General features: G+C 52.7%; 17 protein-coding genes. All 17 read right to left on the reverse strand.

Annotated features, from left to right (window positions below):
* Window positions 1-74 precede the first annotated feature (74 nt).
* A complete protein-coding gene (locus GNP95_RS21810) occupies window positions 75-536 on the reverse strand; it encodes a hypothetical protein (protein ID WP_155612944.1) in 462 nt (153 codons plus the stop codon).
* Window positions 537-1,130: 594 nt separating this feature from the next.
* Entirely contained in the window at window positions 1,131-2,459 is a 1,329-nt protein-coding gene (gene glnA, locus GNP95_RS21815; RefSeq protein WP_155612945.1) for a type I glutamate--ammonia ligase, read from the reverse strand.
* A gap of 23 nt (window positions 2,460-2,482) precedes the next feature.
* Entirely contained in the window at window positions 2,483-2,893 is a 411-nt protein-coding gene (locus tag GNP95_RS21820; protein WP_244996532.1) for a MerR family transcriptional regulator, read from the reverse strand.
* 198 nt (window positions 2,894-3,091) lie between these two features.
* Window positions 3,092-4,345: a methionine gamma-lyase family protein gene (locus tag GNP95_RS21825; protein WP_155612946.1), complete on the reverse strand. Its 1,254-nt coding sequence runs from the start codon at window positions 4,343-4,345 to the stop codon at window positions 3,092-3,094.
* 61 nt (window positions 4,346-4,406) lie between these two features.
* On the reverse strand, window positions 4,407-5,702 hold the full coding sequence (hflX, locus tag GNP95_RS21830) for a GTPase HflX (RefSeq protein ID WP_155612947.1): 1,296 nt from the start codon (window positions 5,700-5,702) through the stop codon (window positions 4,407-4,409).
* Window positions 5,703-5,715: 13 nt separating this feature from the next.
* Entirely contained in the window at window positions 5,716-6,708 is a 993-nt protein-coding gene (locus GNP95_RS21835; protein WP_155612948.1) for an AAA family ATPase, read from the reverse strand.
* Between the two features lie 81 nt (window positions 6,709-6,789).
* A complete protein-coding gene (locus GNP95_RS21840) occupies window positions 6,790-7,482 on the reverse strand; it encodes a YdcF family protein (protein WP_155612949.1) in 693 nt (230 codons plus the stop codon).
* Between the two features lies 1 nt (window position 7,483).
* Window positions 7,484-8,044 (reverse strand): ribonuclease FAU-1 family protein, encoded by a 561-nt coding sequence (locus GNP95_RS21845; protein WP_155612950.1) that lies wholly within the window; start codon window positions 8,042-8,044, stop codon window positions 7,484-7,486.
* Between the two features lie 187 nt (window positions 8,045-8,231).
* A complete protein-coding gene (locus tag GNP95_RS21850; protein WP_155612951.1) occupies window positions 8,232-10,883 on the reverse strand; it encodes a transglycosylase domain-containing protein in 2,652 nt (883 codons plus the stop codon).
* Window positions 10,884-11,012: 129 nt separating this feature from the next.
* A complete protein-coding gene (hfq, locus tag GNP95_RS21855; RefSeq protein WP_155612952.1) occupies window positions 11,013-11,252 on the reverse strand; it encodes an RNA chaperone Hfq in 240 nt (79 codons plus the stop codon).
* Window positions 11,253-11,276: 24 nt separating this feature from the next.
* The gene (miaA, locus tag GNP95_RS21860) at window positions 11,277-12,251 is read right to left on the reverse strand and encodes a tRNA (adenosine(37)-N6)-dimethylallyltransferase MiaA (protein ID WP_155612953.1); all 975 of its coding nucleotides are present in this window, start codon (window positions 12,249-12,251) and stop codon (window positions 11,277-11,279) included.
* The gene (locus GNP95_RS21865; RefSeq protein WP_155612954.1) at window positions 12,248-13,021 is read right to left on the reverse strand and encodes a class I SAM-dependent methyltransferase; all 774 of its coding nucleotides are present in this window, start codon (window positions 13,019-13,021) and stop codon (window positions 12,248-12,250) included. Before GNP95_RS21865 ends, miaA begins: the two co-directional genes overlap by 4 nt.
* Before the next feature lie 14 nt (window positions 13,022-13,035).
* Window positions 13,036-15,135, reverse strand: a complete 2,100-nt coding sequence (gene mutL, locus GNP95_RS21870; RefSeq protein ID WP_155612955.1) for a DNA mismatch repair endonuclease MutL — start codon at window positions 15,133-15,135, stop codon at window positions 13,036-13,038.
* A gap of 532 nt (window positions 15,136-15,667) precedes the next feature.
* The gene (mutS, locus tag GNP95_RS21875; RefSeq protein WP_155612956.1) at window positions 15,668-18,667 is read right to left on the reverse strand and encodes a DNA mismatch repair protein MutS; all 3,000 of its coding nucleotides are present in this window, start codon (window positions 18,665-18,667) and stop codon (window positions 15,668-15,670) included.
* Window positions 18,668-18,722: 55 nt separating this feature from the next.
* A complete protein-coding gene (locus tag GNP95_RS21880; RefSeq protein ID WP_230873945.1) occupies window positions 18,723-20,213 on the reverse strand; it encodes a putative amidoligase domain-containing protein in 1,491 nt (496 codons plus the stop codon).
* 138 nt (window positions 20,214-20,351) lie between these two features.
* Window positions 20,352-20,897: an outer spore coat protein CotE gene (gene cotE / locus GNP95_RS21885; RefSeq protein ID WP_155612958.1), complete on the reverse strand. Its 546-nt coding sequence runs from the start codon at window positions 20,895-20,897 to the stop codon at window positions 20,352-20,354.
* Between the two features lie 270 nt (window positions 20,898-21,167).
* Window positions 21,168-22,124, reverse strand: coding sequence for an aromatic acid exporter family protein (locus GNP95_RS21890; protein ID WP_155612959.1), 957 nt, complete (start codon window positions 22,122-22,124; stop codon window positions 21,168-21,170).
* Window positions 22,125-22,662: the final 538 nt, after the last annotated feature.

The following is a 22,662-nucleotide window of genomic DNA, read 5'->3' on the forward strand; positions in this document are numbered from 1 at the left end:
CACCTCCATCATCGTTAATCTATGGTCTTCCGGTAGTTCTGCTGGAAATATTGGTATTCAAGCTGGAGGAGCATCTAGTCTTTCTTTTTATAGTAACCCAGAGCCCAAATCAAAATCCACTCGAAGATATGATAGAAGACGGATACAGATAAGGCAGCCCATATGCTCTCTATAAATACCCCTTTGAACAAACCCGCAAGCCAATAAATAATAATACTATCTGCAATAATTGTTATCGCATTTTTTGTATAAACAGATATTTGTCTATTCAAAATATATCTCATTACCGCAACTATAAGTGGATTAATCAAAGTCTCGAATATAAGAAAGCCAACGAGGATGTAAATAGAAAACACAAGCAAATCAGGATATTGCTCATAGTCCATTATGCTGCTTATTTCCGATAAGGAGTAAAAGTATAGACTGTACAAGAAAGCAAAGCCAATGATTGGTGCTAGAATAAGTAAGGCCAGTAACGGTACAAGCCATAGCTTTACTTGCCAAGGCGCAGGCTCTTCATGGTCTCGGCGATCCAAATATTTAATGATCTCGTTCAGGATACAGCATAGCGCTAAGAATAAAATTGCAACAAACAGAAGATTAGTGATTTTAATTTACCCCCCCTTATAATAAGATGCATTTGTTATAAATATACAATATATACTTACGTATCCAATCGCAAAAATTAAGGGGCATTGTCCGCAAAAGTTAAATGTATTTAATACAACTAGTTAAGCTATTTTATAAAAAATACATTAGCTAAATGCAAAACATGCAGCTAGTTTTCCTGAATGGAGCTCATTCGTCGAGATAGCTTAAATCTAAATGTAAGTTTTGCAGTTAGTTCCCTCGCACACGACCAAAACCGATGAACTAACTGCATAAAATACATCTAATTACCCTCGCCCAACCATATAAGCCCCTTACTAACATTGCTATGGCTTATGTAGCAGTTATCATATTTAAATTTTTCAAGACAACCCCTCTAATTTATAGTTATTTTAAGGATTATTATACTTCTAATACCATTATGTAAATATAACAACATATAAATATGGGAAAATGCCCCGGTACCCCCTGAATCAAAAAATCCCCCAGCGCCGGATAGCGCTAGGGGAATCCTCATTTAATTAATACAACGTCATATAGTGGTCGCGTTCCCACTCGTGAACTTGAGTGCGGTACATATCCCACTCGATCTCTTTCAATTCATACAGATGAGTGCGGGCATGCTCGCCAAGCGCATCGCAAATGACTTCGCTCTTGATCATTTCGTTCAGCGCTTCTTTCAGATCGGACGGCAGGCTTGGAATGCCTTCCTCAATCAGCTCTTCCTCAGACATCACATAGATGTTGCGGTCAACTGGCGCAACAAGCGGCAGTTCGTTCTTGATGCCGTCGAGGCCGGCTCGCAGCATAACAGCCAGTGCCAGGTATGGGTTGGCAGCAGGGTCCGGGTTACGAACTTCAACGCGTGTGCTCAATCCGCGAGACGCCGGGATACGGATCATCGGGCTGCGGTTGCTGGAAGACCAAGCCACATAGCAAGGCGCTTCGTAGCCTGGAACGAGACGCTTATAGGAGTTAACAGTTGGGTTCGTTACCGCAGCGAATGCGCGGGCATGCTGCAAAATACCGGCCATGTAATGACGAGCGTCTTTACTAAGGCCTAGGCTGTCGCTTTCATCATAGAACGCGTTGACGTTCCCTCTAAATAAGGATTGGTGACAGTGCATACCGGAGCCGCTTACGCCGTACAGCGGTTTAGGCATGAATGTCGCATGCAAGCCGTGTTGACGGGCAATTGTCTTCACAACGAGCTTGAATGTTTGAATTTGGTCAGCCGCCTTGATGGCGTCTGCATATTTGAAGTCAATTTCATGTTGACCTGGAGCAACTTCATGGTGGGATGCTTCAATTTCGAAGCCCATTTCTTCGAGGGTGAGGACGATTTCACGACGGCAGTTCTCCCCAAGATCCGTTGGAGCAAGGTCGAAATAACCGCCTTGGTCATTCAGCTCCATCGTCGGGTTGCCTTTTTCATCGGTTTTGAAGAGGAAAAATTCAGGCTCAGGACCTACGTTCATAGCGGTATATCCCATCGCTTCCGCTTCCTTCAGCGCACGCTTCAGAATGTTGCGCGGGTCTCCGGAGAATGGTGTGCCATCCGTCATGTATACATCACAGATTAGCCGTGCCACACGATCCTCGGCCACCCATGGGAAAATAACCCACGTGTCCAGATCCGGGTACAGGTACATATCGGACTCCTCGATACGAACATATCCTTCAATGGAAGATCCGTCGAACATCATTTTGTTATCAAGCGCTTTTTCCAATTGACTGACAGGAATTTCTACGTTCTTGATCGTTCCGAGCAAATCAGTAAATTGCAAACGGATAAATCGCACGTTCTCTTCTTTGGCAATGCGTAAAATGTCTTCTTTGGAATAACTCAAGATCTCTCTCTCCTATCGATTTTCTAGATTTTGAAAAAGCGGGATAACTCTCCTTGGATCAGAGAAACCTGACCCCGTCTGTTCCCAGTTACCAGCTCCTGCTTCAGCCGGCGATAAAGCTCTGAATCCGTCAGTTCCTTCCGTTTCTCTTCGGTATCCTCCGTCATGACCGTCGTCTCCGGAGATTCCTTGACTACGGGTGCCATGACCTGTTTAATTCCCGCTATATTGGCGCCCCGTTCAATCAATTTCTTAATTTCCAGCAATCGTTCCACATCGTTGTACGAGAAAAGACGCTGGTTCCCCGAGGTACGGGCCGGCATGATCAACTGATGCTGCTCATAGTAACGAATCTGCCGTGCCGTCAAATCAGTAAGCTGCATGACGATACCGATCGGAAACAAAGCCATGTTTCTGCGAATTTCCTCACTCACCGCTCTCAACCTTCCGCATATATTTCACGAAAATATTCTATGTCAGATAACCTGACATGTCAACAAGCATGTAAGGTATTTTATAGATTTTCACTAGATTTCTCTAGATGATCCATTCATAGCTTTCAGTCGAGCTGGGCACTTTCAAAAAAAACGACCGCAAATTGCGGTCAATTTTTCCTTAACAAGTACATTGTCTTATAACAAATCCCGATCCTTCATCGTTTGCAGCGCCGTCAATAGACCGAACTTCACGTGCGAATAAGTGAGTCCTCCCTGCATATAGGCGATATAAGGCTCCCGCACAGGCGCATCAGCCGATAATTCCAGGCTGCCCCCCTGTATAAAGGTGCCTGCGGCCATAATGACCGGATGCTCGTAGCCCGGCATGTCCCAGGCTTCAGGCACGACGTATCCGTCCACGGCGGCGGCGCGCTGAATTCCTTGCACAAATGCAATCAAATGCTCAGGCCCGCTGAAGGAGATGGCTTGAATCAAATCAGTCCGGGTATCGTTCCAGCTGGGACGGCTCTCAAAACCAGCACGCTCGAACACGGCAGCGGCGAGAATGCTGCCCTTGATCGCCTGTCCCACCGTCGTAGGAGCAAGGAACAGTCCCTGGTAGATGCCTCTCGTCGTCCCCAGCATGGCTCCGACCTCCGCGCCGATGCCCGGCGCCGTCAAACGATAGGCAGCGAGCTCCACCAAATTCGTGCGGCCGCAAATATAACCTCCCGTCTCCGCCAAGCCGCCGCCTGGATTTTTGATTAAAGACCCCGCCATCAGGTCGACCCCGACCTGCGTTGGTTCCAGCTCTTCGGCAAATTCGCCGTAGCAGTTATCGACGAAGACGATACAGTCCGGCTTGATTTCCTTCACCTGGCGAACCATTTCACCAATCTGGGCTACCGTAAAGGAATTGCGCCAGTCATAGCCGCGGGACCGCTGAATTCCGATCACTTTCGTCCGTTCGGTCACCTTCGCGCGCACGCTCTCCCAATCTATCTCTCCGTTCTCTAGCAATGCCACCTCGTCATAGCCAATGCCAAAGTCCTGCAGCGACCCTGTTCCATCCCCTGGATGACCGATCACTTTATGCAGGGTATCATACGGCGTGCCCGAGATGTAGAGCAGTTCATCGCCAGGTCTAAGCACACCAAAAAGCGCCGTAGCGATCGTATGCGTGCCCGACGCAAAATGCGGACGCACCAGTGCCGCCTCGGCGCCGAAAACATCGGCATACACAAGATCAAGCACTTCACGCCCGCGATCATTATAACCATAGCCTGTGGAGCCGGCGAAATGATAATCACTAACCTGATGCCGCTGGAACGCTTCGATCACCTTCCATTGGTTCCGGTCAACGATGCGATCGATCACCTTAAACTGGCTAGCAACCTGCTGCTCTGCTTCTTCCAGCCATGCTACGATTTCTTCTGCAAAAACTGCCATAATGTCAAAACTCTCCTCTGCCCATGCTATCTATTTTATTTTCCGGCCACAGCCGATAATGTTATGTGCCATGCTCCATTCGGTAAGGCACCAGCGCCGAGCCGTATTTCTCATAATCCTTCTGGTTAAGGATGACACGGTAGACAATGACGTCTTCCTCAATGCTTCTGTCGATCACATTCCCTACGCGATATAGTAAGGAAGCAAGATCTCCGCGCTGCGCAGGAATGCGGAACGTAAAAGTCCCTCCGTACAAATGCTGCTGTACCGCTTCCCGGATACGCAGCAGATCGCCTTCATCGAAGGCGCTCACTTTGAGGTATCCCTTTCCGGACGGAAGCATTTCCAGCCGTTCCGGCGAACACATATCCTTCTTGTTGAACAACACGAGCTGCGGCGTGCTTCCCGCGCCGAGCTGCTCCAGAATCCGCTGCACGATTTCCATCTGATCCTCCCGCATCGGCGATGAGGCGTCGACGACATGTAAAATGAGGTCCGCTTCGTTCGCTTCCTCTAGTGTGGCCCGGAAGGCGGCAACCAGATCATGCGGCAAATTCTGAATAAAGCCAACCGTATCGGTGATAATGACCTCTTTGCCGCTCGGCAGCTCTAGTGAACGGGTAGTCGGATCAAGCGTGGCGAACAGCTGATTCTCAATATATACGTCCGCCGCAGTCAACGCTTTGAGCAGCGTCGATTTGCCGGCGTTCGTGTAACCCACCAATGCCAAATGAACAACGCCCGTCTCCTTGCGCCGTTCCCGGTGCAGCTTGCGGTGGCGGGTCACTTCCTCCAACTGCCGCTTCAGCTCTCCAATACGCCGCCGGATGTGCCGGCGGTCCGTCTCCAGCTTGCTCTCGCCCGGACCGCGAGTGCCGATTCCGCCGCCCAGCCTGGACAAATTTTTGCCATGGCCGGACAGGCGCGGCAGCAAATAGGTGAGCTGAGCCAGCTCCACCTGAATGATCCCTTCCCGCGTCTTTGCGCGCTGGGCAAAAATATCCAAAATCAGCTGCGTCCGGTCAATAATCTTTACATCGAGAATATCCTCGAGATTCCGTACCTGAGCCCCCGACAGCTCCTGGTCGAAGATGACGGTATTCACATTATAATCATGGATTGCCTCGTGCAGCTCATCAACTTTCCCTTTGCCGATAAACCATTTCGGGTCGGGCTTATCCCGGTTTTGGACGAGGGTATCTGCCACCTCGACCCCTGCGGTCAGAGCCAGCTGTACCAGCTCATCCATGGAATAGGCGGGGTCGACCCCGCCGTTCTTCACTTCCTGCGTAGTCAGGCTGACCAGAATCGCCCGGTCAGGTAATTCCGTATTCGTCTCGTACAGCGAATTCGTCATTCATCTTTGCTCCTTATAGGCGCCGTTCTTCCTTCAGATCCAGCTTCAAATCCTCCTGCCGCAGCGTCATTAATTCCAGTTTGCCGGGCGATCCGCCGCTGTACTGCGTTAACAGGCGGACCGCCTGGCTGCGAATCGAACGTTCAATGACGTTGCGGACGTATCTGGCATTGCTAAAGGCATGCTCGCCCTCACACTTTTCCCGCAGCAGATGCTGCTTTAATTTGAGTATCGCCTGCGGCATCAGAATATAGTCCCTTTCCTTTGCCATGCCTTCCGAAATTTGAATCAATTGATCGACGGTATAATCCGGAAAATCGATCACAATCGGGAAACGCGAGGGCATCCCCGGATTGCATTGCAAAAAAAAGTCCATTTCATCCGAGTAACCGGCCAGGATAAGGATAAACTGGTTTTTCTGATCCTCCATCGATTTAACCAGCGTGTCGATCGCTTCCTTGCCGAAGTCCTTCTCGCCTCCGCGCGCAAGGCTGTACGCTTCATCGATAAACAGTATGCCGCCCAGCGCTTTCTTGACGAGGTCTCTTGTCTTCTGTGCTGTGTGACCGATATACTCTCCTACAAGGTCCGCACGCTCTACCTCGATCAAATGGCCTTTGCTCAGGACACCAAGCCGCTGAAACATCTTCGCAACGATTCTGGCAACCGTTGTTTTGCCTGTGCCCGGATTTCCCTTGAACACCATATGATAGACTTGCGGGTTCGACAGCAACCCTGCTTCTGAGCGCATATCCGTAATTTGCAGCAGTGCATATATTTCATACATTAAGTCCTTAATGTGATTAAGTCCTATGAGTTGGTCTAATTCCTTTTGTATTTCTGCGAACGCACCTTGCTGAGGGATCGCTTTGGCCGTTGACTGGTGCTCAGCCTCCGCTAGGCTCTGCGTAACGACGGGGGGTTCGGGGTTTCGGAGAATTACATTGATCTGTCTGGAAGGCCTCTCTTCGGAAGATCCGCTTCTGGCCATAACATGCCCTGGCATCGTAGAATCACCTCTTCGTATAAGGGGTAGGATCACTCTTTTCCTCCAGTGTATTCTCTCTTCCGACCCATTATTAGAAGACTATAAATCCAGACCTACCGCAAGAGCGGCCTGATCCAGCTTCCACTTCGTGTACGCAAGCACTTCGCGAAGCGTATTCGGAATCGGCTTCAGCACATTCGACTTCGTCAGGGACAGCTTTGGATGCTGATAATTCAAGGCATTGGCGATTTCAAGGGAGCGATTCCCGTGAAATGTATGCGTCATGATGAGCGCGGAGACAAGCCCATGCTCCTTCATTATTTCTTGACTGAATTTCAAATTCTCATACGTGCTGGTTGCCTCATTCTCTAGCAGCATAGCTTCCCGAGGCACGCCATGTGCGGCCAAATAATTCGCCATGCCTTCGGCCTCGGTATACTTGTAGCCCTCCTGATCCAAGCCTCCCGTAAGGAGAAACATCTTGAACTTGCCGGCCTCGTACTGCTTAAGGCTATGGCGAAGCCGCTCTTCAAGTCCCGGGCTTGGCCGATCTCCCCACATGGCAGCCCCAAGGACAATGCCGACATCCGCCGGGGGCGTATCCATGGTCGCAAGAGCGGGACTGCGTTCGACACTGCCGATTTGTGCCAGCACGTATAGGAACCAGCAAACGCATAACACGGCGAACACGATTCCCCACCGAAGCAGCCGAATATACAGCGGGCGCCGTTTGCGCCTGTCCTGTATGCCTAAATATGAACGACTTCTTGTCTTTCTCCCAAAACGAATCATCTTAACCTCCAGAACGGAACGGCTCGGAATCCATAAAGCCGCTGCGGAAATGCTCAAGGGACATTTCAAAATAAGGGAACTGATGCCGGTTGATTGCATCCAGCACTTCCCGAGCCGTCTCCATCGCCATATCATAATCCTTCACCGTAATATGGCCCTTGGTCAGCGCTTCATCCAGCTCGTCCTCGTCCATCAGGAATACTTCCCCATTCTTCAGCACAACGATGTCCAAATACAGGTCATCAAACCAGGGGACGCCTTGATCGGTAATGCCTTGATTTTTGCAAACGTCAATGTACCACTCGACAATTTCGCCCTTGTCATCGAACATCGCCGTGACGACATAGCGGCATCCTTTCGGATAATATTGGAGCCAGGTGTAGCCTTTATCCGCAATGCGAAAGGTATGGCCCCCGTAAGTCTTCCACAAGGGATCTCGCAGCGCAAAAATTGTGTACAACGTCACATAGCCGGTAAACCTGTCGCTTTCCACATACTTGGATTTAAATTGACGCTGGGTAATGCGTCGCCAGTTCGCTCGGTCTCCAAATTTTCGCTTCATGGTATAAACCCTTTCAACACAATGTAATCTCAGCTTACCATATTTGAAACAGAGTCACAAAACTGAAATTATACAATTAAGCAATATTAAACGTTTCGTTCCGCCAAGCAGCAAAAACACCGGCAGTCTTGTTACTAAGACTGCCGGTGTTATCTATATTGCCTCTAATATGGCCTCTAGCCTTGCCTTAACCTTCTGTGTTCAACCCTGCAGCAGGATCAGCGAACGGATCAACTAAGCCGCCGTCCTCCGGCGGAGGCGTAATCGCGCCATCGCTGCCGGATTCGGCACCGCCGGAGCCGTCGGTTCCTCCGGAATTACCGCTTCCGTCCCCGGTTCCGCCTTGACCAGGTATCGCACCTGAGCCGCCGTTAGAACCATTGCCATTGCCATTGCCATGACCATGGCCGTTTCCGTTTCCGTTGCCCTGGCCATTTCCATTACCTTGGCCGTTTCCGTTGCCCTGGCCTGGTATCTCTTGGCCGTCTCCACCCTGGCCTCCCTCGGGAGCGCCGCCGTTCTGGCCATCATCCGGCGGAAATGGAATCTGCTCTTCCTGCCCTGGGTCGATATCGTCCATCGGTTCCCCTCCGGAAATATCGATTGTTACCTTATTAGACGGGCCGCTCTCAGCGTCATTTACCGGATCGTACGCAGTAACGTAATACTCATAGCTCGTTCCCGGCACGACGCTCAAATCCTCGATCGATGCCGTAGCTGCATCCAAATAATAGGTGAATTCGGATTCCGAGGCTTCCTTGCGGTAAATACGGTAGACAGCACCTTCCTGTTCAACACCGTTCCAATTCAAGGATACCGTCTGCGTATCCTCGCTATAGGAAGCCGTTAGGCCGCTCGGCGTATCAAGCTGATCCTCAGGCGGCTTCGTCTCCTGCAAGTTCTTCGGCACAGGGAAGTCTTTGACTGGAACGCCTTCCAGCGCTTCCTTCATCACGGCCGCGAACAGCGCTGCGGTCTGCCCGCTGCTTCCATTCAGCAAGTGGTCCTTATCCGGATTGTCGTAACCCATCCAGACCGCTCCCGTCCATTCCGGCGTATAACCGACGAACCAGACGTCGCGGTTCTTGCTGCTTTTCAGGTTTTTGATGCCATGCTGCGTCGTTCCCGTTTTACCGGCAACCGGCCGGTTAAGGCGGGCTTTCTTCCCCGTTCCCTCGTTAACGACATCCTGCAGCAGCTCCGTCATCTGATACGCGGTCTGCTCCTTAAGCACCTGTTTCTGCTTCGGCGCGTCCGCTTTGTGAACCTCTTTGCCGCTATGATCGACAATAGACTTGATCGAGTACGGCTCGTTATATTTCCCCTGGTTCGCGAAAACGCTGAAGGCCGCGGCCATTTCCAGGGTATTCGTTCCATGCGTCAACCCGCCAAGCGCAACCGCCAGGTTGCGGTCATCCTTATCCATGGTGATGCCCATTTCCGTCGCATATTTCACGCCGGTAGAGACGCCCACCTCATTGAGCAGCCATACCGCAGGAATATTGATCGATTTCGTTAATGCGGTTCTAAAGCTTATCGTCTTGGAATATGACCCGCCTAGGTTGTTAGGGCAATAGTTGCCGAAACACTGCTTCTCATTGCTGACCATCGAATCGGGAGTAAACTTCCCGGTATCCAGCGCCGGCGCAAAAGAAACGATCGGCTTAAACGTTGAGCCCGGCTGCCTCCGGCTATCGAGACGGCTGAAGCCCTTCCGCTGGTAATCGCGTCCGCCAAGCAGCGCAACCAGACTTCCGTTCTCATGGTTCATAATGACCATTGAGGCCTGAACCTGCTGGTCATCCTTGCTTTTCTCGAAGAAATCGTCGTTCTCAAACGCCTTCTCCAGCGCCTTCTGCGCCTTCATATCCATCGTGGTGTAGATTTTATAACCGCCGCGGTTAAGCTGGTCTTCGGTCATACCCCACTTGTCCTCGGCTTCATCCAGGACATAATCCTTGAAGGCCTCGAAGCTTTGGCCTTTTGTCGGAGGCACATAGTCGTACACGACCGCTTTAGCTTCCTCCATCTCTGCTTGGGTAATGTATCCCTGCTCATACATCAGCTGGAGAACAACCGCCCGGCGCTGCATCGACAGCTCCGGATTACGTAGCGGATTGTATTTGGACGGCCCTTTCGGCATCGCCGCCAAGGTGGCCATCTCCCACAATTTCAGGTCGTTCAGGTCGCTCTTGCCGAAATAGCGGATCGATGCAGCCTTAATGCCGTACACCGTACCGCCGAAGTTAATCCGGTTCAGGTACAAGGTAATGATCTCATCCTTGGTGTTGTTGCGCTCCAGCGCCATCGCGATCGATACTTCCGTCGCTTTCCGGAAGAATGTTTTGTCGAAGTCCAGGAAAATATTTTTTGCAAGCTGCTGGGTAATCGTACTGCCGCCCTCAACCAGCTTACGAGCGACGATATCCTTAACGGCGGCCCGGCCGATCGCCCACAGGTCGACACCGTTATGCTCGTAGAATCGTTTGTCCTCCGTCGCAATGAATGCGTCCTTTAGCATTTTCGGTATTTGCTCGGACGTGACGGGCTCGCTTTTTTCCAGCGACAATTCACCCATCAAGTTGCCGTTGCGGTCGTAGACCTTCGACGTCTCGTATACCGTCAGCTTCTCTCTGTTCTCGGCTAGTATTTTCTCGCCGTTAATCGTAATGTACAGGTAACCCGCAATGGCGCAAAATATAGCTAACGCGATCGTAAAAAACGAAGTCCACAATATCTTTTTAGCCGTCAGCTTCTTCTTTTTCTTGGCTTTCGGCTTCGCCGCTTTCGAATCCGGCCTGGTGCTTCTTTCCAATCTGGAAGGTCTCTTCGTAGACATGGTTATCTCTGACTCCCTTCTTGCCAGTGTCACATTGTACGGGAAAGAAAAGAACAACCTTGTATCAGGTTGCTCCGCTCCATTTCCTATACCATTAAACGTAACAGTTTTAAAAAAGTTTCAACGGGCTTAAGCTTCGCTTTGATTTTCCTGCATTAGCGAAACGTTGCGCTGCGGCTGAAACGTCGAAATCGCATGCTTGTACACCATCTGCTGGCGTCCGTCGCTATCGATAACGATGGTGAAATTATCAAATGCTCTAATCGTCCCTCTAATCTGAAACCCGTTGGTCAAGAAGACGGTAACAGGGATGCTCTCTTTACGCAATTGGTTCAAGAACGTATCTTGGATATTAATGGACTTGTTCATTAGCCGTACCCCCAATAGAAATCATTAGTGTTTTGAATTATATTCAAGATCAGTGGGAAACTTTCCTGCTATTATAGCATGAGCGGCATTTAAATTCCCGGAAAAATTTTGGCCGTCGCCCACGTCGATCCACGAAATGTCCTTCATCCGCCGAAACCAAGAGAGCTGACGCTTGGCGAACCGCCGGGTATCCCTCTTTAATTTCTCTATCGCTTCATGAAGGGGCACACCATCCTGAAGATGTTCAGCCATCTCCTTATAGCCGAGTCCCTGCATGGATACCATATCCCGGTTATATCCTTTATCCAGCAGTCCCTTTACCTCATCTACCAGTCCGTTAGCGATCATTTCGTCGATTCGCTGTTCAATACGGTTATAAAGCATTTGACGGTCCATTGTCAAACCGATTAAGCACAATTCATATGGCGACTGCTTACTCTGGCCCTCCAATTGTGACGATAATGTCTCCCCCGTCAGATGATAAATCTCGAGCGCCCGTACGACCCGGCGCACGTCATTCGGGTGCAGCCTGGCCGCAGAATCAGGGTCAATGAGGGCTAACTTCCGGTGCAGCGCCTCAACGCCCTCTTCCTCGGCCATGCGTTTATGCGATTCTCGGAATGCCTCATCCATTCCCGCTTCCGTAAATTGATATTCATAGCAGACCGATTCGACATATAAGCCTGTGCCTCCGACAATAAACGGCAGCTTGTTCCGGTCATGGATTTCCGTAATCAGTTGCTTGCTCCATTCCTGGAACTGGGCGACCGAAAACGGCTCATCCGGCTCCAAAATGTCGATGAGATGATGGGGGATTCCCTGTGTCTCCTCCGGGGTGATTTTTGCCGTACCGATATCCATACCCCGGTAGACCTGCATCGAATCGCCGGAAATAATTTCGCAGGAGAAAGCCTTGGCAATCTCGATGCTTAGTTTCGTCTTGCCTACGGCTGTCGGTCCGACAAGGACGAGCAGCCTGGGTTTATGTTGCCTGTTCAAAGGGTAATCACTCCGTACGTTATTTTGGACCGGACGCGCCCCGAGACGCGAAAGCCTAGTCTTTCAAATTCGCCGCTGCCGATTTTCTCTTTCAAAATGACCGTCCTTCGGGCGACGCGGCAGGCTTCGAATATAGCCGCCTCCTCCAGGCAGCTGTTATTGGCGAACGCGCGCAGCGGCGAAATGGAGGAGGACTCCAGTACCGGATCGCGGAACATCGGGTCGAAATAGACGACGTCCGCGCTCTTATCCGGCATTTGTTCAAGGAGCCCCAGATGATGGCCATGCCTTGGCTCAATGCGCCGCAAAGCTTCGTCAAAAGGCTGCAGCCCGGACTCATAATAAGCCAATCCTTCGCTAAGCAGCGCCCACAGCGGCAGTGAATCTTCCATCGCAATCACCTTGCCTTCAGGCCCCGCGCCAAGCGAGAACATAATAGAATCCGAACCGAGCCCAGCCGTGCAATCGATAATCGTGTCGCCCGGCCGGACGCCCGCTGCTTCCAGCATCGTGTCTTTCTCGCCTTTTAACAGCCGCTTCGCCCGCACGAACGACATGCTTGGATGAAAGGCCATCGGCCGCTCGCCCGGGCGATGCAGCCGCGCTCCTCCTTCGAGTACGACGAGGATATCCTCGCCGGGATACAGTTCGGTCAGCCGCTTCATCGATGCCCGGTTCCTTGGGGCAAAACGGCAGCCGGCCTTGCCTGCAAGGGTGGCTGCACGCTCCACGGCGGCCGGCGCATTGTGCTCTCGGGTCGTAATTATCAATTTTTTTCCTCCGATCACATGACTCGTTTGAACAGCTTCTCCAAATCGTAGGTCGAGAAGCTGACCACAATCGGCCTTCCATGCGGACAGGTATACGGCTGCTTGCAGGCCGCCAGCCTCTGAATAAGTGTTGTCGCTTCCTCTGGCGTAAGCTTCTGGTTCGCCTTGATCGATGCCTTGCAGGAGACAAGAATCGAAGACTTCTCCCGCAGCTTCGCCAGGTCGATCTGCCGTTCCTGCAGCACCCATTCGGCCATTTCTTCGATGATGGCCGCCTCCTCCCCCGAAGGGAACCAGTAGGGATGGGAGACAACGCGGAACGTGCCGCCGCCAAAATGCTCAAGAATGACCCCAGCGCTCTCGAACCAGTTCAGCCGTTCCTTGAGCTTCTCGCTTTCCGCCGACGTAAATTCCAGCGTGATCGGAATGAGCAGCTCCTGAGAAGCGTCCGCCGGGTGACCGAATTTCTCATAGAAATATTCATAATTGACGCGCTCATGAGCGGCGTGCTGATCAATGAGATACAGCCCGTCCTCGTTCTGCGCGATCAGGTACGTTCCGTGGTGCTGCCCGATCAGGGTCAGCTCCGGGAAGGCCGGAAGCTCCGGCGCCGCCTCTGGCGAGCCGTACAGCGCTTCCGGCATGCGGCCGCCCGTCTGCGGGGCGGTATAACCGCTGCCGCCGATATATGCGGCAGCTCCCCCGCGCTGCGGCTGCGGCGCTGGCCGCGCAGCCGCGTCATTCCCCGGCCCGCCACCACGGCCGGGAGAGGCGCCTGCCCCGCCGCCGTAGGGCGGGGCGGCTTCGCGCAGCGCGGCGGAGCCTGCGGCCGTCTCTTGACGGCCGAGGCTGTACGCGCTGCCAGGGCGCTCAGCGCCGCTGGCGGGGCGTTGGTGGCGGGCTTCGCCACCAACGCTGTCCGTGCGGCGCTCCGCGCCCGCCGCAGGCGCAGGCTCCGCTGCTGCGGGGCCTGGCGCTGGGGCGTGCCCCGCGGCTGCGGAGCCGTGCGGGGGCAGCCCGGCGCTTGCGGCGTCTGTGCGCGCCGCCGGGAAGTGGAACTGCTCTTGAATAACCGAGCGGTTCGCGCCCTTGCCGATGGTCTGCTTCACGACCTGCGGGATCAGCACCTGGCCTTGCAGCAGCCGGCGGATGCTCTCCTCAACGAACGCGTTCAGCTCAGCTTCCTTGCTGAACCTAACCTCGAGCTTGGACGGATGCACGTTCACATCGACCAGGGAAGGGTGCATCTCCAATTGGAGTACGACCAGCGGATAGCGATTGATCGGCAGCAGTGTATGATAAGCCCGCAGAATGGCCTGATACAATCCCTGGTTGCGAATATACCTGCCGTTCACGATCGTGGATATGCCGCTGCGGTTTGATCGGGTCAGATCGGGCCGCCCGACGAAGCCGCTTATTTTGTAATCCAGATTGTCCGCTGCGATCGGAACCATGGCCCGCGAAGCATTGATCCCGTAAATTGACGCGATCACCTGCAGAAGGTCGCCATTGCCTTGAGTTTGCAGCAGTGTATTGCCGTTATGGCGAAGCGTGATGGCGATCTCAGGGTGTGCCAGCGCCTGGCGGTACATGACATCGGAAATATGCCCGAGCTCCGTCTGAATCGTCTTCATGTACTTTAATCTGGCCGGCGTATTATAGAACAGCTCCTTAATCGTAATATCCGTGCCTTGCGGTGCTGCCGTTTCCTCGTTCTGCTTCAGGGAGCCGCCTTCGATCACGATGACCCGGCCAAGGCCGCTGTCATTGCTGCTCGTCACTAGCTGCACTTTGGCGACGGCTGCGATACTCGGCAGCGCCTCGCCGCGGAACCCGAGGCTGCGGATTTGGAACAAATCGCGCCCGGAAAGCAGCTTGCTCGTCGCATGGCGATAGAACGCCTTCTCGCAATCCTCCGCTTCGATCCCTGAGCCGTTATCCGTGACCCGGATCAACTGCAGCCCGCCTTCTTCGACCTGAACGTCAATCTTGCGGGCTCCCGCGTCAACTGCGTTTTCGACCAGCTCCTTGACGACAGAAGACGGGCGCTCCACGACTTCCCCAGCGGCAATCTGGTTGGCGATATGCTCGTCCAGTACAACAATATGGGCCATCAACACTCACCTCTTCCTGCACTTTCCTGGAATTATTATGAATATAAGCCGAACTAGCGATCCTTTTCGAATTTCGTGGATGCTCTCCCTTGCTAGTAAGGGTCTAGTTCGCTAAATATTAGCTGATGTACATTAATACTCCGTAAGCCATGATACGTGCACTAAGTTACCGTAACTAGGATACAAATCCCAAATGTCAGATTTTAAATGGAACTCATGCATCTAATTAGGCTCTAAACGATTGTTTTAGGAAAATAGATGGATTTTATACACCTAAAATCATACATCCAGCCCGTCATTGGCAATTTCCCTGCTTCTAACGACATGAAATCCATTTAAATCTATGTTCCCTTTTTTACCGCAGAAACTAACCGCTATAAATCCATTTATTATAAGTTACACGATAAAAATGAATGGGAGGCAAGGGTCTAAGTTGTCCTACGACCGCTATTGTCCTAGATTCCCTGGATGAAATAGGTTCAAGGGATGTTTTCCTTGCCTTCGTCCCATTCTTGATTTCACCTTACATAGATTATAAATTTTTAGCCTTCATCTTCAAATCATTGACTAGCTGCATCGCCTGAAGCGGGGTCATATTCAGCAGATCCGCATTCTTCACCATATTAAGTATGCTGCGCACCTTCGCGTCTTCCTCAGAAGATCTTGCTTTTGCGATCGGCAATTCGTCTCCAAAAATAGAGAGCTGCACGACTTCCGCATTTCCCGGAGTCTCGTCTGGCGCTAAGGAGGATGCCTCCTTCGGGCCCTCGAGCTCTTCAGCGGCCGTTGACTGATGCGGTTCCTGCGGCCTCTCGACTCCGCCAGCGACCGTTGACTTACCTGGTTCCTGCGGCGACGCTGCGCTCCAAGCCTGGTTTGCGGTTTCCGCCACAGCTTCCTTCACAGTTTCCGTCCCTGTTTGATGCAGAACTCCGCCGCCAGCCAGTGTCTCGGCACCAGCCTCGCTTTCCTCTAGCACACGCAGCCCTGCTGCCGCATCATGTGAGCCAGCCTGTGCAAGTCCGCCTATAAGATTAGCCGATTGTACAGCGATTCCTGAGGCTCGTCCATCCGCAGCTTCTGCTGACTGCTGGACGGCCTGCCCGCTTCGGCGCTCTGTGCTGCCGGAAGCGACCTCGGCTGCCGCCTGCTCGAAGCCCTGCAGCAGTCCATACGCACGGTCGATTATTCCGCCCGGCAGTCCGGCCAATCTGGCGCAGTAAATACCGTAGCTTGAATCCGCCGCGCCCGGAATGAGCTTCCGCAGAAAGTGCACCTTGTCTCCGCTCTCCTGTACAGCCATCGAATAATTGCTAAGGCCGGACAGGCTGGATTCCAGATGGGCCAGCTCATGGAAATGCGTGGATACGAGCGCCTTGCAGCCTATATGATCATGGACGTATTCGATAACCGCCTGTGCGATGGCCATACCTTCGCTTGTCGACGTTCCGCGTCCGAGCTCATCGATGATGATCAAACTGCGCGAGGTGGCTTTCTCCGTCATGACCTGAATGTCGGCCATTTCGACCATGAAGGTGCTTTGTCCGCCAATCAAATCGTCGGCCGCGCCGATACGCGTAAAAATCCGGTCTATCATCGGAATTTCCGCCGACGCGGCAGGCACGAAGCTGCCGATTTGCGCCATGATCGATATAAGCGCCACCTGGCGCATGTAGGTGCTTTTTCCGGCCATATTCGGCCCCGTAATGAGCAGAATGCTCGCTTCTTCCTGCTGCAGCTTCGTGCTGTTGGCTATGAATGCGGCATCGCTCATGACCGATTCCACGACCGGATGCCGTCCCTGCTCGATGACCATATCATAGCCGTCCGTCAGCACAGGCTTCACAAATCCGCTATCCGCAGCCACCGCGGCAAGGGAGCGGTACACATCGATCACGGCCAACTGCTCGGCCAGACGCTGCAGACGGGTGATCTCCCCGCTGATCCGCTCGCGCAGCTCGGTGAACAAAGCGTATTCCAGGTCGACCATTTTCTCCTCAGCCTCGAGAATCAGCGTCTCCTTCTCCTTCAGCTCCGGCGTCACGAACCGTTCCGCATTCGCCAGCGTCTGCTTCCGCTCGTACCTTCCTTCCGGCAGCAGGGATAAATTTGCTTTTGTCACTTCAATATAGTAGCCAAACACTTTGTTGTAGCCGATCTTCAGTGATTTGATGCCGGTAGCCTGGCGTTCGGCGGCTTCCAGCTCGGCAATCCAGCGTTTGCCGTTCGTGCCCGCTTCCCGCAGCTCGTCGAGGCGCTCGTGGTAGCCTTTTTTGATGATGCCTCCGTCACGGACGGATACGGGCGGCTCGTCCGCAATCGCAGCCTCGATCTGCTCCGCCAGATCCACGCACTCATCCATCTCTGCTGCAACCCGGGCAAGCGCCGTTGAAGCCGAAGCCTGGCACAGCGCCTTGATTGCCGGCACCTGGCGCAAGGACTGCTTCAGGGCGATAAGATCGCGCCCGTTGGCACTGCCAAAGGCGATCCGGCCTACGAGCCGTTCCAGATCATAGATTTGCTTTAAAGCTTCCTTCAAATCCTCCCTCAGTATAAAAGACCCGTACAGGTGATCGACCGCCTCCAGCCGCTCCTCGATCAGGCTGCGGTGCAGCAGCGGCTTATCGATCCAGCGCCGCAGCATTCTCGCCCCCATCGACGTCTCTGTCCGGTCCAGCAGCCACAGCAGCGAACCGCGCTTGGAGCGTTCACGCACGGTTTCGACCAGCTCCAGATTGCGGCGGGTAAACGGATCAAGAATCATGAAGTTCTCCGGCTCATATGCCGAGATCTTTGTCAGCTGCCCGAGGGAGCGCTTCTGCGTCTCGCTTAAATAGCCGACCAGCAGCGCCACACAGTCGCGGCGTTCCGGCTCTAGCCGTACCCAAGCCGCCTCTCCGAACTGCTTGCGGCCGAGCTCGTCCTTCGCTTTATCCCACGGTGTATATACGATCGGCTTGCCGATAGGACTGCTGGACTCGCGCAGCCAATCCAGCAGCGCGCTGTCCCCGATAATTTCGGACGGATCATACAGCCCAACCTCGTCCCGCAGCCATTCTTTGCTGGCCGGAGCAGAGCTGGCGTACAGTTCTCCGGTAGACAGGTCGCAGGAGGCTATAGCCATCATGCCCTGCCGCTCCGTTATGCATAAAATATAGTTATTCGCCTTCTCGCCGACCGTTTTCCCTTCCATGACCGTACCCGGCGTAACGACCCGCACGATTTCCCGGCGTACCACGCCTTTGGCTTCTGCAGGGTCCTCGGTTTGTTCACAGATCGCAACCTTGTACCCTTTCTCAATCAGCCGGTGAATGTAATTCTCGGCAGAATGGTAAGGAACGCCGCACATCGGAATTTTCTCGTCGGTTCCTCCTGCTCTGGCCGTTAACGTAATTTCCAGTTCTTTTGCAGCCAGTATCGCATCGTCAAAAAACATTTCATAAAAATCGCCCAGCCGGAAAAAAAGAAACGCATCCTGCGCCTGGGCTTTTACACTTAAATATTGTTGAATCATCGGCGTATAGGTTGCCATGATCATCCTCCATGCCCATTTCGTAGACTTCTATTATATCAAAAGCGCCCTCCGCTTACGAATGGTTTTCCAATTTCCAAGACCTGCGAATATCCACCGTCTCGTCCCAGGTTCGCCCAGAGCATGCCGCCTCCATGAACGGCGTGATATAACCCTCATATCGGGGGTAATCCGCCAGCTTTTTGAGATCGTCATGCAGCTGTGGCAGCACCTCCCGCAGGCGCTCCTGATTCCCTTGGTAAAAAGCGGCATGCAGCCCTTCGTCGTGCAGCGGCCTGCGGGGCAGCTGGCCCGCATTCCCGGCGATCAGCGCGGCAATCGCGACGACGCCCTTCGTTACCACAGGTGAGATCAGGAAGCTGGGCAACGTCCGATATTCGAACCCTCCATGCGGCTGCAAACGAAAATCCCCTAAATAACCGTAAAGCGGACGCCGCCCGAAGCTCCGGCGATCCTCCATGGCAGCGACAGGCAGCGCCAGATAGTTATCCAGCACCTGCAGCAGCTGGAAGGTCAGAGGAATGCCGCTGAAGTGGATGTGCCCGCCTAAAGGAAACCCCCGCTGCGGCATTCCCCCGGCTTGCCACAACAGCTTTTTATCCTCGATGGAGCGATAAGCGACCCGGAAGGCGTGCAGCAATTGCACGAGTACCTCGCGGGGTTCGCCGGCAGGCTGGGGCCGCAGCTCCACAAGCGGAAAGCGGCGCTCCCCCCGGTACCTCAACGAGTCGCATCCCGCCTCGCCAGAGAACCCTAAATACCGGGAAGCCGGAACCACTTTGCCGGTCGCCCGGTTAAAGAGCAGAAATTCTGGATCCATCCCCAGGAGTAACGCCGGGCCGCTTTCTTTTGCAGCGCCTTGATGCTTCCGCAGCTCCTCCGCTGTTTCCCACATCGCATTGGCAGCAAGCATAACCCGTTCCTCCGTGCGGTAATCTGGACTTGCTGTCACCTGCTCGACCGTAAATCTCCCATCCTCGCCAGCCTGGAGCGTCACTTCTCCCATTTCCAGCTGCAAAGCATAAAGCGCCCGGATAGCGGTTTTCTCCAGGCGGCGTTCCAATAGTGTGCGGCGTCCTTCCTCTCCTTGCGGCAGCGGACGGCGGGTTCCCCCGACGCCTAGCTCAGCCATGTAAGTCGCTTTTAAGTGAAAGACCTGAACGACGAAGCGGCGTAGCAGTCTGCGATTGCTGCGTGTGAGCTGAGGTTCCACTCCGTCAGAAGCGAGGACAGCGTTCAACCCGCTTATGCTTAAGCGCTTCTGCCGTTTCGCGATCGGGCTTGCGAGAAATTCGCCCAAGTGACCGTTGATCGTATGAAAGCTATTGTTCCCGTCTTGCACCTGTGGATTTTTTTCAGAGAACCTGATTTCTATCCATTCCAGTGAACCTGACAGTGGGCGCCTCGATACGCTTACTGGCCTTATGCCGCTGTCCACCTTATCCGTTTCGGACTGTGACAGCGCCTTTATTTCATCAAGCAGCTTCTGCGCAGATGCTCCGCGGATGATCTGAATCCGCGTTCCGATCGGGCGAAGTCCTTCCATTTTCTCGTCCCCTCCTCTGCCGGCGTTGATTGGTATATATTTTTTGTTTTTTATACAAAAAGAGGGCAGCCGCCCTCGACGACGCCGCCCCTGCCGCATATATTAGATTATCTTCACCTAGCGCGTGTCCTCCCGAAGCTACAGCTCGTCGTCGAGGAGATCCGGATCCAGATCTTCGTAATCCCCCGGATCGGAACCAAAATCGAACTCCTTGTCTTCGTAACCGCCGCCCGGCACAACGAGGACATTGATCTTCGTTTCAGCAATAAGCTCGACGGCGAACTCCCGCTCTACACGGATGGATACACGGCCATCCCCAGATACGCCGGCTTCAACGGTGCTCGGTTCCTGCGTTGCCTCCGCGGATACTTCCACCGTTGAAGAGCGGTGCCTGGAGTCAACATAACTCAGTGGCACATGCTCTACATAGGAAATCGTCTCTTTGGCTACCTCGGTCTGGGAATTTTTGCTGAAGGAATACCAGATGTTCACATCGTAACTACCAATAACTTCGATTCCGTCGCCTGCGGAGACCGCCTCATACTGGTGGTTTATAATCCACGCGCCAAGTATGCTGGTCGGTTTATGAGGCGGAGTCACGGTATGGGTTACGGTAGAGAACTTACGACCTTTGCCGCAGATCGCTTTCGTTATAATCTCTCTACTTTGATATTTCGATGACATGTTCGAACCTCCTCCATACATCATTCACTACAATTGTATGCAGGACATAGGCGAATGTTGATTGGACGAAGTAAAATAATAAGAAAAACGTCAATCGAAGCACCTTCTAGGGAGACAGACCGCTTTTAAAGGTAGTTTTTCTTGCGATATAAGGATGATGAACCCAGGATGCTTAGACTTCTTATATCTAAAGAAAAACGTCAATCGAAGCACCTTCTAGGGAGACAGACCGCTCGCTTACCATAGGAACATAAGCCCCAGCGCAGACTCTTATAACTTGGATATCGTGGGAACTTTATCTTTTTTAGCAATTTCCAGATACATCGCCAGCTCGCGGCAGATTTGCAGTACAGCGGAGCGAATTTCGAATTCCTCTCTTGTGGAGGGCAGCTCCATTTTTTTGAATTCCTGTTCCCACTCTGCAAGCATAGCCTCCGTTCGGCCCGTATACTCCTCTTTGGTCACATCCAGGCTCAATCGCTCGAACAGCAGGGCGGCGATATCCGTTTGCGGCATCCGCTGAAACACCTGTGCAATGAGCTCTAGCATCGATTCGATCCGCTCCAGCTGCTGCTTGCGCATGTAGAAGTACACACTCCACGATTCATCGGGCGAAACAAGCTGGTTCTCCAGCGCGCGCTTGGCTCTGGCGAGCCCGTCCTTGATTAGAGCGGCGGCCTCAATCAATTCTTTGCCGTCCCACACATGCTGCGGATGATGAAGTGTCAGGGCAATGTGGCTAAATATTTCCGCGAACAGCTCGTCGATTTTATGGCGAATTTCACTTAATTTATGCTGTTCATTCGGCATGTAGATGAGATTCACAGCCATCGCCGAACCCAGTCCGATCAATAGCAGCTCGACTTGCGTCAGCATCACATGCAAACTCAGCTCCTCCCCGCCAAAAACGCGAAATACGACAACGGAGCTCGTTACGATTCCTTCCTTGAAATGCGCGCGCGACATGAGCGGGAAGGCAATCAATATGTACAGGACAAGCACCCAAATATGGAAGCCCAGGATAAAAAACAAGCCGAACGCGAGCAGCAGCCCCATAACCGAAGCGAAAAAACGGGAAGACACCGTTAGCAAGCTCCGCTTACGCGTCACATCCACACCTAAAATTGCTAGCAGCCCTGCCGATAGCGCCCCTTGAATATTAAACGCATCTGCGATAATAATAGCGATTAGCGTTGCAATCGCCGTTTTTATGACTCGAAACCCCATGCCATCACCCTTTTTTAGAACAATGATTAGTTTAAAAAAATACATTCACTTGATTATGCTGCCATTAGGCTTTTTATTAGTATCGTACTAGGTTTGCAGCAACGGCACAGTGACAATTCTGATGGCAAACACGGCTTAAGCCCTCAGTATCTGAATCCTAACCGCTCACTCGTTCCGGCAGTTCCTGTGTTGTTTGTTGTCAACGTCGCTGGAGTTACTATGCTTGGCTGGGTTAGCGGACCCAGAAGCCCTTATTTACAGAAAAAGAGTGCAGTTCCGTTCCCTTACGGACACAGAAGCCCTTATCCCGCTACTTTTGCTCTATTTCGGGCTCGTTTTCTTGAAATAGCTTCTCCTGTGTCCGTTACTACTATATTTTACCCCATTTTGCACAAATAGCGGAACGTATGCGCTAGAATAAAAAGTGGACACCAGTTAACGGACTGGAGATAATGAGACCAACGGAGGTGTGTCCACATGGGCGATCAAAGACAACGGTATAACGAAGAGTTCAAAAAACAAACGGTACGGTTCATCC

The organism is Paenibacillus woosongensis, from assembly GCF_009725165.1.
In the GTDB taxonomy this organism is placed as follows: Bacteria; Bacillota; Bacilli; order Paenibacillales; family Paenibacillaceae; genus Fontibacillus; species Fontibacillus woosongensis.